At 47.7% G+C, this 12952-nt stretch carries 16 protein-coding genes; 9 read left to right on the forward strand and 7 right to left on the reverse strand.

The window, feature by feature from the left end:
• Window positions 1-2: 2 nt before the first annotated feature.
• Window positions 3-938, reverse strand: a complete 936-nt coding sequence (gene prmB / locus IY568_RS04240) for a 50S ribosomal protein L3 N(5)-glutamine methyltransferase (protein ID WP_138537565.1) — start codon at window positions 936-938, stop codon at window positions 3-5.
• Window positions 939-1023: 85 nt separating this feature from the next.
• On the opposite strand from prmB, the gene smrB reads away from it, so the two are divergent.
• From smrB to IY568_RS25075, 4 genes are all read left to right on the forward strand, one after another.
• On the forward strand, window positions 1024-1578 hold the full coding sequence (gene smrB, locus IY568_RS04245; RefSeq protein ID WP_125560105.1) for an endonuclease SmrB: 555 nt from the start codon (window positions 1024-1026) through the stop codon (window positions 1576-1578).
• A 217-nt stretch (window positions 1579-1795) separates the two neighbouring features.
• Window positions 1796-2596, forward strand: coding sequence for a response regulator (locus tag IY568_RS04250; RefSeq protein WP_125560103.1), 801 nt, complete (start codon window positions 1796-1798; stop codon window positions 2594-2596).
• A gap of 193 nt (window positions 2597-2789) precedes the next feature.
• Window positions 2790-3101 (forward strand): hypothetical protein, encoded by a 312-nt coding sequence (locus IY568_RS04255; RefSeq protein WP_010382360.1) that lies wholly within the window; start codon window positions 2790-2792, stop codon window positions 3099-3101.
• A gap of 1 nt (window position 3102) precedes the next feature.
• On the forward strand, window positions 3103-3228 hold the full coding sequence (locus IY568_RS25075; protein ID WP_257721229.1) for a hypothetical protein: 126 nt from the start codon (window positions 3103-3105) through the stop codon (window positions 3226-3228).
• Window positions 3229-3295: 67 nt separating this feature from the next.
• Here the strand turns inward: IY568_RS25075 and IY568_RS04260 are convergent, their stop codons facing one another.
• The 3 genes from IY568_RS04260 to IY568_RS04270 all read right to left on the reverse strand — a co-directional run bounded on the left by IY568_RS04260 (window position 3296) and on the right by IY568_RS04270 (window position 5754).
• The gene (locus tag IY568_RS04260) at window positions 3296-3901 is read right to left on the reverse strand and encodes a peroxiredoxin C (protein ID WP_010382361.1); all 606 of its coding nucleotides are present in this window, start codon (window positions 3899-3901) and stop codon (window positions 3296-3298) included.
• A gap of 314 nt (window positions 3902-4215) precedes the next feature.
• Window positions 4216-4929, reverse strand: a complete 714-nt coding sequence (fadR, locus tag IY568_RS04265) for a fatty acid metabolism transcriptional regulator FadR (RefSeq protein WP_125560101.1) — start codon at window positions 4927-4929, stop codon at window positions 4216-4218.
• A 222-nt stretch (window positions 4930-5151) separates the two neighbouring features.
• Complete coding sequence (locus tag IY568_RS04270; protein WP_228553129.1) at window positions 5152-5754, reverse strand: class I SAM-dependent methyltransferase; 603 nt, start codon at window positions 5752-5754, stop codon at window positions 5152-5154.
• Between the two features lie 110 nt (window positions 5755-5864).
• Between IY568_RS04270 and IY568_RS04275 the strand changes: the two genes are divergently transcribed.
• Both IY568_RS04275 and IY568_RS04280 read left to right on the forward strand, forming a co-directional pair.
• On the forward strand, window positions 5865-6269 hold the full coding sequence (locus tag IY568_RS04275) for a helix-turn-helix domain-containing protein (protein ID WP_125560100.1): 405 nt from the start codon (window positions 5865-5867) through the stop codon (window positions 6267-6269).
• Window positions 6270-6443: 174 nt separating this feature from the next.
• Window positions 6444-7616 carry a DUF418 domain-containing protein gene (locus IY568_RS04280; RefSeq protein ID WP_194866851.1) on the forward strand — a complete coding sequence of 391 codons (1173 nt, stop codon included), beginning with the start codon at window positions 6444-6446 and terminating at the stop codon, window positions 7614-7616.
• Here IY568_RS04280 and IY568_RS25235 read toward each other — a convergent pair.
• Together IY568_RS25235 and IY568_RS04290 are read right to left on the reverse strand one after the other, a co-directional pair.
• Window positions 7565-8671 carry a helix-turn-helix domain-containing protein gene (locus IY568_RS25235; protein WP_194866852.1) on the reverse strand — a complete coding sequence of 369 codons (1107 nt, stop codon included), beginning with the start codon at window positions 8669-8671 and terminating at the stop codon, window positions 7565-7567. The two genes, IY568_RS04280 and IY568_RS25235, sit on opposite strands and share 52 nt — an antisense overlap.
• A gap of 15 nt (window positions 8672-8686) precedes the next feature.
• Window positions 8687-9094, reverse strand: a complete 408-nt coding sequence (locus IY568_RS04290) for a nucleotide triphosphate diphosphatase NUDT15 (protein WP_125560095.1) — start codon at window positions 9092-9094, stop codon at window positions 8687-8689.
• Window positions 9095-9268: 174 nt separating this feature from the next.
• On the opposite strand from IY568_RS04290, the gene dsbB reads away from it, so the two are divergent.
• Together dsbB and IY568_RS04300 are read left to right on the forward strand one after the other, a co-directional pair.
• Entirely contained in the window at window positions 9269-9781 is a 513-nt protein-coding gene (gene dsbB, locus IY568_RS04295; RefSeq protein WP_125560093.1) for a disulfide bond formation protein DsbB, read from the forward strand.
• A 7-nt stretch (window positions 9782-9788) separates the two neighbouring features.
• Complete coding sequence (locus tag IY568_RS04300; RefSeq protein WP_194866853.1) at window positions 9789-10091, forward strand: DUF6170 family protein; 303 nt, start codon at window positions 9789-9791, stop codon at window positions 10089-10091.
• A 45-nt stretch (window positions 10092-10136) separates the two neighbouring features.
• Here the strand turns inward: IY568_RS04300 and IY568_RS04305 are convergent, their stop codons facing one another.
• On the reverse strand, window positions 10137-10295 hold the full coding sequence (locus tag IY568_RS04305) for a hypothetical protein (RefSeq protein WP_194866854.1): 159 nt from the start codon (window positions 10293-10295) through the stop codon (window positions 10137-10139).
• A 295-nt stretch (window positions 10296-10590) separates the two neighbouring features.
• On the opposite strand from IY568_RS04305, the gene IY568_RS04310 reads away from it, so the two are divergent.
• Window positions 10591-12942: a TonB-dependent receptor gene (locus tag IY568_RS04310; protein ID WP_194866855.1), complete on the forward strand. Its 2352-nt coding sequence runs from the start codon at window positions 10591-10593 to the stop codon at window positions 12940-12942.
• Window positions 12943-12952: the final 10 nt, after the last annotated feature.

Genomic DNA, 12952 nt, shown 5'->3' on the forward strand with positions numbered 1-12952 from the left:
ACTTAGTCGTTAAAGTAATCCAGTAACTGTTTTTTACTGATCACAAACACGCCCAGTCCACCGCGTTCAAATTCCAGCCAGGTAAATGGCGCGCCTGGATAAAGCGCTTCCATATGTACCATAGAATTACCCACCTCGACAAATAACAAGCCCTCATCGGTAAGGTGTCCGGCGGCCTCTTGCAACAAAGTCCGGGTGACATCCAGACCGTCTTCACCCGAAGCCAGACCGAGTTCTGGTTCATGGTGGAATTCCTCCGGGAGGTCCGCCATATCTTCCGCATCAACATAGGGCGGGTTTGCTACGATCAGATCATATTGCTGCCCAGGTACACCGCTAAACACATCGGACTGAATCGCAAACACCTGCTCCTGTGCCTGATGGTCATGAATGTTCATTTCGGCCACTGCCAGGGCATCGAAAGAAATATCAACCGCATCCACCTGAGCCTGCTCAAAGGCCTTGGCCAATGCGATTGCAATACACCCCGATCCAGTACACATATCTAATATACGGGTGACTTTTTCCGGTGACTTTAACCAGGGCGTGAACTGCGCTTCGATCAGCTCTGCAAAAGGCGAACGGGGCACTAACACACGCTCATCCACATAAAAAGGCAGTCCTGCGAACCAGGCCTGATTGGTCAGGTAAGCAACCGGAATACGCTCATCGATGCGCAATCTGAGATATTCTACCAGCCTGACTTTCTCGCTATGTGTCAGACGCGCGCTAATTAACTCTTTCGGCGCATCAACGGGCAAGTTGAGCAATGGCAGAACCAGGCTGACCGCCTCATCCCACGGGTTATCGGTGCCATGACCAAAAAACACGCCATTGCCCGCAAACTGGCTGGCAGTCCAGCGTAACCAATCCTGAATGGTGACTAAATCCTGATAGGCTTCTTCAGCCATCGCCTGAGAAATAACAGAGTCGCTCATGAGTTGCTCTCACTACTAAATGCATGGCGGCATTGTAACGGTTTTTACGCTAGGTTTTTACGCTTTTTTTCTTTAAAATAGTGCTATGAACACAGATAAACCAAACTCACAACTGCCAGAAGATGATTTCGCCTTGTTCCGTGAGGCAATATCAGGTACCAGTCAGTTCAAACAAGATACCGTGCAACAAGCCAGACGTCAGACGCGCTTTAAAGGTGAAGTGATCGCCGAGCAAAAAAAGCAGCATCAGGCTGAGTTCTATTTTTCAGACGAATATGTTCCGGACATAGACACTCATGGCACCGTCAATTATGTTCGCCCGGGTGCGGACAAGTACCTCGCCAAGCAACTGCGCCGCGGTGATTACGCGCCTGAGCTGATCCTCGACATGCATGGTATGAACAAAGAAACGGCCAAAGATGAGCTGGCTGCGTTGATCCACGCCTGCAAAAAACAGCATGTCGCTTGTGCCTGTGTTGTACATGGCATTGGCGAACGCGTGTTAAAGCACAAAGTGCCGCAATATCTGGTGCAACACCCGGATATATTAGCAATCCATCAGGCCCCATTAGAATATGGTGGCAAAGGTGCTGTCCTGATCCTGGTCGATCTGCCACAAAATATGGAGTTTCGTCGTTAGTACCAAACTGGGCGTGTGCAGTCAAAGTCGCCTCGCCCTGCAGTCTTTATCCGGGTTGACCCCTGAGGCAAACACCGCGACTTCACTTATCGTCTCACCCATCACATTGTCGTATAAAACCTTTTAACACTCTGCTCACCAAGCTAGCGGCACGGTTGCAAATACGTTATATTGCTAGGTAATCTGACTATTTATTTTCAACATTTGCTGTCATACCATGAATGAACTTTTAAGCTCAGATCTGAGCATCCTACTTCTGGAGCCGTCCCAGACACAAAGACGGATCATCAGTAACGAACTTCAGGAAGAAGGGATCCGCAATATCGAGAGCGTGGACACACTTGCTGCCGCCATCGAGAGCCTGAATAACAGCAAGCCTGATCTGGTGATCAGTGCACTGTATCTGCCTGACGGCGAAGCACTCACCTTATTGCAGCACATCCATACTGAACTGGCTGATCACCAGCTGCCTTTTATGTTGGTATCCAGTGAGACACGCAGAGTGCAGCTGGAAGCGTTCAAACAATCTGGTGTGGTTGCCATTTTGCCGAAACCTTTCAACAAAACGCACCTGGGCAAAGCCATCAACGCGACACTGGATATTCTCTCTCCAGAAGAGCTGGAGCTGGACTTGTATGATATCCAGGAGTTGCGGATCCTGGTCGTAGACGACTCACGTCTGGCGCGCAATCACATCCGCCGGGTGCTGAACAACCTGGGCGCAACTCGGATCAGTGAAGCGGAGCATGGGGCCGAAGCACTCACAGTATTAGAAGACACCATGTTTGATCTGATCATTACCGACTTCAATATGCCAGAAGTGAACGGTCAGGAGCTGGCTGAAGCCATTCGAAATTCCAATGAGCATAATCACGTGCCAATTCTCATGGTGTCCTCTGAGGCCAATGAAACGCATCTGGCTAATATTGCGCAATCTGGTGTAAACGCCTTATGCGATAAGCCATTCGAACCTCAGGTCGTGAAACAACTGATCTATCAGCTACTTGAGCAAAGTTAACCATTTATTGGTTAAAACCACCATCCAGACTGGTCAAAAGTCTCAATCCAGATTTTGACCAGCAACTCAAGAAATATAAAAAACATTAAATTTCATATATTTATAAATTTTCTTTAAGCTGGCACAACCTTTGTAATAGTTAGAACGACTAACACAGTAAAGTCATCGTAACTAACGCAAAAGGAACCAGACAATGAAAACTGCAACCCAACTTAGCATTCTTATCCTGACATTTGGTTTGAGCACGAGCGCCATCGCAGCAGGCAATACCAGTGTAACAGCAAGCGTCAATGCTACGACTGTAGCCAGCGTCAGCGCAATGTCAGCTATCAATAGCGGAACTACTTCTGCAACTCAGGAAATACTCACTGAAATGAAGTCTCACATCAGCCAGACCATCAAAGCAAATCTGGTTGAACTGAAAGAAAGCACCAAAGCTGCATTGATTAAATCATTCACGCCAGAGCAAGAAGAAGCACAACAAACATCAGGCAAGGAACAGTAAGATGCTGAATGAAATGACACTATTTAGCCTGCTGGTCACGCCAGTTATCAGTTTAATGCTGGCGTATGGCTCAGTTGAGTTAATCAAACGTCTCAATCACAAATGGTCGATAGGACGTGCATCATGACAAGGCAAAATCGGGGTATAAAAAAACCCGCACAAAGCGGGTTTTTTTCAGAACAACAAAGTCGAGCTTACAGGTCGCCTTCGTTTTCAGAAAGGAACTTAGCAACACCTTCAGGGCTTGCGTCCATACCTTTTTTGCCTTCAGTCCAGCCAGCTGGACATACTTCACCGTGCTCTTCGTGGAACGCCAGCGCGTCAACCATGCGCAGCATTTCGTCGATGTTACGGCCCAGAGGCAGATCGTTTACTACCTGGTGACGTACATTACCTTCAGAATCGATCAGGAATGAACCACGGAAAGCAACGCCAGCTTCTGGGTGCTCAACGTCATATGCCTGACAGATTTCGTGCTTCACGTCAGCAACCAGGTCATACTTAACCGGACCAATACCGCCTTCGTTTACAGGGGTGTTACGCCATGCGTTGTGAGAGAATTGAGAATCGATTGAAACACCGATCACTTCAACACCACGCTTTTGGAATTCTTCGTAACGCTTGTCAAATGCGATTAGCTCAGAAGGACAAACGAAAGTGAAGTCTAGTGGGTAAAAGAAAATAACCGCTTTTTTACCTTTAATACGCTCATGTAGATTGTAACCATCTACGATTTCACCGTTACCTAAAACTGCTGCTGCTGTAAAGTCAGGTGCCTTGCGGCCTACTAATACACCCATTGTTATCTCCAAATAGTTAGTTTGAGTTCCAAAGTTCCACACTCACACAGAGCAACATGGCCAGTAAGGCAATGTTTTTCTGTATCACTGTGAATTGTCACTTATTATTGAGGCGTTTTATAAAAAAACAACCCTTATACCAATTGGTATTATTTGGCGCTCAGTTTATGCTGTTCCTTCAAAAGGATACAATCGAATTATCCGATAGCAGCCATCTAATAAATTGATGGCACAGTGATTAACCATCACCACTGCTATTTTTCGGGCACAAAAAAAGCACCCTGCGGTGCTTCTTCATATAGGTTTGTTAACCCTTAATCCATGATGTCATCAGGCATGTCGCCACGTAGCTGCTGCCAAATTTCACCTGAGCGATGACCGTATCGACGCATCAGTGTAATCGCGCCGTCGTGCTCGCCTTTTTCTGCCAGCGCTGTCAAATCAGCATAAAACTCACGAGCAAGTTCGCGGGTGCGCGGATCTGAGAAGTAGTGACAACCAATCTTTGAATAGAGCCCTTTAAATCCATTAAGGATCAACACGTAAATTTTATTGTTGCCGGCACTAGCTAGTTGATGATGGACACGGTAGTCATATTCAGCAAACGCTTCTGCTGTATCTGCAACTTCAGCATGCTTAGACAAAATGTCGACCACAGATTGAGGGTTGAACTTAATGGCCGCACGAGTATAGATAGCACTGATGTTGGTACGTGCAGACAGCAACTGATCGGTCAACTCGGGCACTTTGTCTTCATCCAGCCGTGCAAGTGTCTCAAGAATATTCAGTCCTGACGTTTCCCAGAAATTGTTTACCCGCGTTGGTTTACCATGCTGGATAGTCAGCCAGCCATCACGCGCCAGACGCTGCAATACTTCACGCAAGGTGGTGCGAGTGACACCAATAAGCTCTGACAGCTCACGTTCGGCTGGTAAAATGGAGCCGGGAGGAAATTCGCCATTCCAAATTGACTCGACAATATACTCCTCAGCAAAACCTGCTGGGCTCTTGGCTTTAAAGATTCTCATTTAACACCACTTTTGACAACATAAAGTACGTCGACAAGCCTGTGGTTCTGTGCGTAGCACACCGACAGGCTTCTGCAACTCAATAATCCACTGATTGTACCAGATGATTTAGAACTAACAAGGCATATCTGTACCACGGTGCAACCTCAAATAACATCATGAAGAAAAAGCACGAATAAAGGAACACACCTGGCCAAGTCGCCATACTTTTTTACCGGTACATTAAGGTTTAACGCCAATCCCCTGAACCACAGCAGCCTGCCCAGTATGATATTGTCCTTCTACGACCGGGCGCTCTAATTGTTCAAGGTACGCCCACTCCAGCCCAGGTAATTCTTCAGCTAGCTGGGTCGCACTCAGCATGGTTTCCAGATCATTTCCACCCCCCGTCCCTAACCGGATCTGTTCAGGTGCATAAGCTTCCGTTAAAAATACCCCATTGGGTTTAAGCGCTCTTATCACACGCAAATGTAATTGCGCGCGCACAGGCCTCGCAAACGGTGCAAATATCGACACTATACTATCCCATTGCTCTGTACCCAGTTCAAACTCAGCCAAATCAGCATGGATAAACTGGACCCGCACATTCATCGCCTCTGCCAGCTGCCGCGCTTTCTCTATTCCTTTAATAGAGGCATCAACAGCCGTTACCTCAAAACCCAGCTTTGCCAGATACACCGCGTTGCGTCCCTCTCCTTCCGCCAGGCTCAATACACGCTTGCCTTTAAGCTGCTTTACTTTTGCCTTTAAAAAATCATTCGGCTCTGTGCCATAAGCATAATCGGATGCAGCAAAACGAACATCCCACATAGGATCAAAATTCATCACGGTCTCCTCTCGTCAAGTGGTATAAACCATGCTACAACTTAAAGTCGACTTTAGGTCAAGTACTGATAAACACACTTTGCCTTCGATTTCAGATCAAAGAGAAACACATGGATATTGCCGATGTCGCCAAAGCCTCCGGGCTAAAACCTTCCACGCTCAGGTATTACGAACAAAAAGGCCTGATCCACAGCGCTGGTCGACACGGGCTGCGCCGCTATTACGACGCCACAGTGCTGGAGAAGCTCGCACTCATAAACCTAGGTCGCTATGTCGGTTTATCTCTGGATGAAATCGGCCAGATGCTGCTGCCCAAGGGGGTAGACATAGACCGCGCCCTGCTGCGCCAAAAAACCGCAGAGCTGGATAAACAAATTGCCTCTATGCAAGCCATTCGAGACAGCCTTCACCATGCTGCGCACTGCCCGGCGCCTAATCATCTGGCCTGTCCGACTTTTCAGCGACTCATGAAATTGGCCGGAAAGCGCCTAAAACCACAAAAAAGTAAGCTTTAACCGCTTTTTTAAATGCTGTGGCCAATCAGAATTTATAACTAACAATATCAGACAGTTAAATGTTTCACTTGCATATTTTCAGTGTACATTGATGTCAATTCCGGCCAGATTAAGCAAGCCGACGATCTGAACATGTTAGCGTTCGGCATAATTTAAATTTAGCTGAGCATTACAATGAACCCACCCAGACAAACTTTACTCGACGTCACCAGGGGCACCGCCGTCCTCGGTATTCTGTTGATGAATATTCGTCTTTTCTCTGAGCCCTATGCCGCTTATTTCTCCCCCCTGGCACACACAGACCAATCTATCAGTGGACATCTCTGGTGGCAGATACAGTACCTTTTCGCCGATCAGAAATTTATGGCTATTTTTTCCATGCTGTTTGGGGCCAGTACTGCCCTTATTTGCGATAAACAACTGGCCGTGGGCAAATCACCCTATGGCTACTACCTGAAACGATTGGCCGTTCTGCTGCTCATCGGTCTGATCCATGCCTACCTGATCTGGCATGGTGACATTCTGGTCTATTATGCTCTGTGTGGCCTACTCCCCATGTTATTTGTCCGCGTGCCTGCTTTGTTAACGCTGCTCTTTGGATTGCTGATGCTGGCTGCTGGTAGTGCCAACAACCTGATGACATTTAATGCACTCAAACACCTGCCAGACCCGGTTTTGTCCGAAGTCGTTGCACAACACTTTGCCCATTCCGTACTCGTCAATCAGGCCGAACTGGACGCTTTCACTTCAGGTTGGTCAGAGCAAGTCAGCATGCGTGCGCAGCTAGCCGCCGAGTTTCACCTCTCGACTTTTCCTGCCTGGGGAGTATTTCGAGTATCGGGTTTGATGCTAATTGGCCTTGCGCTCTATCGATTCGGGTTTATATCGGGTCACTTGTCTTGTCGCTGCTATCGCAATGTGGCGCTGCTTACAATCCCGGCTGGCATGATTTTATCTTACACTGGGCTGTGGCTTAGCCAACACCAACACTGGCAATTCCCGGAGTTCTTTTTCAAAAATACGCTCTGGAATTACTGGGGATCCGTACTCACTGCATGCGGCTATATGGCTTTACTGGCGTATATCAGTAAACGAGCGTGGCTGAAACCCTGGCAAGATTATATCGCTCAGGTAGGCCGTATGGCTTTGAGTAATTATTTACTGCAAAGCCTGATGTGCACCTTGTGGTTTTACGGACTAGGCTTTTTTGCTACAACCAGGATGTCAGATGCTGTTTTGACCATCATAGTCATCTGGGCTATTCAATTATACGGGTCAAAACGATGGCTAAAACACTATTCATCTGGACCCGTTGAATTACTCTGGCGCAACCTGTCAGGTCGCTGAGACTGAATACGCCATTTTGCGGGAGTAAGCTGATAGTGCTTTTTAAATGCCGCATAAAATGCAGCCCGGGTACCAAACCCTGAGCGATACGCAACCTCTTCCACCGAACAGTCTGTGGTTGTGAGCAACTCTGCGGCATGCCTGACACGACACCCATTAATATAATCATGATAGCGACTGCCAACATGTTCATTTAATAACTGCGACAGATTGTGCTGATTGAGTCCAACTCGCTCAGCCAATGTGCTCAAGGTGAGCTCACTATCCAGAAATAGTTGCTCATCATTCATCAGAGTATCCAGCTTACGCCCATAATAAGCTGACAGCGCTGGCGTCAATCCCGACTTCTGATATTTTTTGCGTACTGCCAAACGTTGCTGTTCGGTGTAAATAACCTCAGGTGAACGGATCACATGCCAGGCTATCAGAAGTAAAAACAACTGCAACGCGGTATTGATGAACACTCTGCTATGCGCCACTGATAACGCTCCGGTTGAGTGTGAAATATGATAGATAATTTCAAACACCAAGATCAGCATATTGAGATGACACAAAGAGTGAAGCCAGCTGAGTTTGACAGGCTCAGGGGCGCCAGGTGTCTGGCGGAGTAGTTGTGATGTTTGCTTTAGCCTGAAATAAGCAGCAACGACATAAACTAGTTCCGCAGGCGCTAGCACGAGCAATGCTGTTTTATGCGCTATTAGCGGCGCTGTAAGGACTGCCGTTTTAACCAGCACAATGTGCAACAAAAACAAGCCTGCAGGCAAGAAGAGTAAACACCGCTGTCGCTGACTAGCAGTCTGATTAGGGGTCTGAGAACCCACGTATAGATAAAAAAGCGGACCCAGCATCAGTGCCATTGGCACGATAAAAAGGTGCAAGGTGTCACTCGTACCACTGGCAATATCCACCAGCTGTACCAGTCCAATTAACGCAAAATAGCTCAACAGATAACGACTGCTTTTGCGTAGTTTGTGCTCCAAAGACAACAATAAAAACGCAAATAACAGGCAGGTTGTCGCGCTACTTGCCAAAATGAGATCTTGAAATGACACCTGTCTCTCAGCGTTTTAGCTCAGCCCAGAGGGGTTTTGAGCCAATAGATTCTGCAAAGATAAAAACAAGGGCTGTGGCAAAGTATCGGGTGAAAACCATCGCCACTGCAGACATTTTTCAGGTTCCAGTAACTGAGCTTCACCCTCTAAGCACTCCCCCAACATAAATAAGGTGATGTAGTGCTTCCCTTCGCTCTCAAACACATCATTAGTGTAATCCAACCGCGTGACCCGGGTCAGTTCAAGCCCGGTTTCTTCCAGTACTTCACGTCGCGCACACTGCTCTATACTCTCTCCCACTTCAAGATGACCGCCAGGCGTAGCCCAGGTATGGGCGCCATGTGCCCCAATGCGTTCACCCAGTAAAATTTGCCCCCGGCGTTTAATCACCACGGCTACACCGACCCGCACAACTGACTGCATTGCTTATTTTTCCTTTACTATTTGATGCCACAAAAGATACCACATTTGACCTCTGAAACACGCCTGTCCCTGAAACTAATATTACATTCAGCAGTCAAACTGCACGACTAGTCTGAAACCAGTTGCCCGGATGCATTGACAAAGCCATAATAATGGGCAAAAAAAGGAACACTTATGTTAAACAAACTTGCTGAATTTTCTCGCACCCGGCTAGCCTGGGGCTTATTGTTTTTTTCTGCTTTTGTGCTCGAAGCTATCGCCCTGTATTTCCAGTATGGGATGGGTCTTGAACCCTGCATCATGTGTATTTATCAGCGTACAGCCACACTGGGTATTGTCGCTGCTGGTTTGATTGGACTGGCTGCTCCGACGAGCCTGCCTGTGAGACTCATTGCGATGATCTGCTGGGGCGTGTCGGCCATTTGGGGCTGGCTACTGGCAAAAGAGCACATTAGTATGCAAACCACCACAGATCCTTTTGCTTTTACCTGTGACTTTGTGCCTAATTTCCCAAGCTTTATGCCGCTGCATGAATGGCTCCCGGCCTTCTTCGCTGCAACCGGCGATTGTGGTAATATAGACTGGTTTTTCGCGGGTCTGTCGATGCCAGGCTGGATGGAAGTCATATTTGCACTTTACAGCCTCTGTTTCATCGCCTTTGCCGCCGTATTTATTGCTAAAAGATGAGAAGTAAATGGTTTTCAGACTCAGTAAACTTGCCGAATTAAATGGCTTTGCACTGCGCGATAGACAACGTATCAAAGCACTGGCTTTGGCCCAGCTGTCGGCATCGCACAAGATTTTGCTTAATATCGCCAAGCTTTTGCTACTGACGCCACTGTTTATGGCACTGGCGTTTATAGAGGGCTGGCTACTGTTACCTGTGCTACTTGTTTGTGGATTAGCATACCCTCTGCTCACCGTACCACTGGAAATACAGTTCGCCCGGCCTCATTTGCACCACGCGATTGCAGAGTTTCGTAAAACACACCCCTAAAAAAGTGGTGCACCGCACCACTTCACTACTCGTCAGCCTCTGGCACTATGCGCGGCAATCAGGTCCTTTGCTTAACTCTTCACACCAGACCGTCCAGGGCTTAGTCGTATATCCGCCCCCAACCTGAGGTGTGTTAGCCCGGTCTAGTACTTTATGTTGTTCATTTAGACGCTTTAGCTTGCAGGTTTTTAATTGTAGTTTCATAGTTTAGCTTCCTTCTGGGTGATTGTTTCATGACCATAAAATCACAAGTACCCTAGTAGCAACAAGTGCAAAAAACATACAAATGTTACAAATTAATGCATTCGACACACTCCATCATATTATTGAAATTTACTGAGCACTCTGCCGACATTCTTCTGCCTAGTTGAGTTTATACACCAGCCCTGCGAGCGACAATTTAGCTGCTATACTCAATGGCAACGATCCGATAGATAGGGTCATTAAAGCTGGATTATTCTCCAGGGAGTAGGAATAATTGTCATTAATAAGGTACTGAATGAACAATAGACTCCCCAGCATCGCGCACTTGTGCGCAAGTTGTGTGCTGTTTAGCTCAATATCCTGGGCCGATACACAGCCCGATAGTGACAACGATGTATTTGCTTTGTCTATTGATGAGCTGATGGAAGTAACCGTTGAGGCACGAAAAGTCAAAGAGGATGCACTGGCTATACCCGTCTCTATTTCCGTCATGTCTGAACAATTTCTGCGCGAACGCAACGTCAATACTTTGCTAGAAGCCGCTTATTTTATTCCCAATATAGATATCACCACGGTCGGCGAAAACTCTGGCTGTACACACTGCGCCAACATTACCATCCGTGGCATTGGTCAGGTTGACCCGCTTCCCACCGTCGATCCCAGTGTGGGGCTTTATCTCGATGGGGTTTACTATGCACGCTCCCCAGGGGGAATTTTTGACCTGTATGATGTACGTCAGATAGAAGTACTACGAGGCCCTCAGGGCGCTATTTTCGGTAAAAACACCATAGGCGGCGCTGTCACTATCTACACACACGACCCCATCGCAGATACTTTTGCAGATGGCGAAATCACGCTGGGCGCTTTTGAGCGCCGAGATGTACGTATGCGCGCTAACCTTGAACTCAACGACTCACTCAGTAGCCGTTTGACATTCACTCACCTCAATCGGGATGGTTTTGTCAGGCGTGACAATGGCGAATTTGAAGGTGGGCAAGATGAGTGGGCGGTCAGCGCCAAGTTCCGCTACCAGGTGACGCCTGAATTAACGACTCAATTATCTGTGGATCAGCGCAGGATCAATTCAGGCTCCGCCCCATCTATCCTTGCAGCTAAAAACGACCAAGCCGACTTGCTATTGCTATACAACGACTTAGTCACACAAAGTGGCGTTGCTGATCCTTACCCGCCGCTACAGATCTTCGGTTCAGCACACCAAAGCGCTTCGCGCGGCACAAACTTTAACACACTAGATCAATCCGGTGCTTTGCTCTCTGTCGAATGGCAAACCCCACAACAGTGGCAAATAAAGTCCTTGACGGCCTATCGGGAGTTTTACGCAACCTATGGTCGCGATTTTGACAATAACCCGGCTGTCATTGGCGATACGCAGGATTTTCAGCGTCAGTTTCAGTTCAGCCAGGAACTGAATATCAGCGGCAGTGCCCTGAACGATCAACTCAGTTGGTTAGTCGGCTTATTCCATTTTGATGAACACATCAATCATCTGACCGACCTGGTCTTTATCGGTGGGTTATATCAGGCACTGGAAAATGTACCAGGACCATTAGATGGCTCACCACTGAATAACCCCACCAGCATAGGCGGGCCTGGTAACCCGCTCAACATTGGCCTGGACATAGACAGTGGTTTTGACAATGAAGTGGATATTAAAAGTACCGCAATATACACCCATGCCAAATACGCACTGACGCGTCACTGGGCTTTTCATCTTGGTGGGCGGCTTACGTTCGAAGATAAGATGCAACAGGTTCAGAGTGACGCAGACAATGCCGGGGTCATTTTGATAGACAGAACGCAGCAAACACAGGGGCAAAAAAACGGCGGCCCTATTGAACGAAGCTGGCGAGTGTTTTCTCCGCAAGGCGGATTAGAGTATCACTTTAACGACAAACACTTCGTTTATTTGAGTGCATCACGGGGGTTTAAATCAGGTGGATTTAACGGCATTCCGAATTCACCCACCTCAGCTCAACCATTTGACCCCGAATACCTGACGGCTTATGAGCTGGGCTATAAGACCAAATTGCTAGCAGATACCCTTCAATTCAGCGTCGCTGCTTTTGATATGCAGCACAAAGCCATGCAGCTACGGGGTGGCCAATCGACAGACGCCGGCCTTGAGATCTTTATCGACAATGTCGGAGAGACCAGTATTCGGGGCATTGAAGCCAGCTTTGAGGCTATACCTGCACACGACTGGCACCTTTCAGGTAACCTATCATACACAGATGCACAATTTGATTCAGTCGGTACAGCCACACAGGTAACAACAGACAGCACATTAATGCGCTCACCGCGTTGGACTGCAGCATTGGGATTACGTTACCACTGGCCGATTGCACAACAGCAACCAGTTAAGGTGTCACTCAACTGGGGCTTTCGAAGCAAAACGTATAACGATGTATATAATACTGAGCTTGGGGCGCAAGGCAGCTTTGCTCTTTTAAACGCGCGGATCAGTCACGCTATCACAGCACAAATGGAAGTTGCGCTGTTTGTTCGCAACCTCACGGATAAACGCGTGTTAATTGGCGGCAATGACTTTACCGAGGTCTTCGGTGTGTCCGAACATTACCTGGCCCCTCCCAGAGAGTGGGGTCTCTCCCTGTCTTACCAGTTTTAAAGATGTACAT

The organism is Pseudoalteromonas sp. PPB1 (assembly GCF_015356275.1).
GTDB classification, from domain to species: Bacteria; Pseudomonadota; Gammaproteobacteria; order Enterobacterales; family Alteromonadaceae; genus Pseudoalteromonas; species Pseudoalteromonas rubra_D.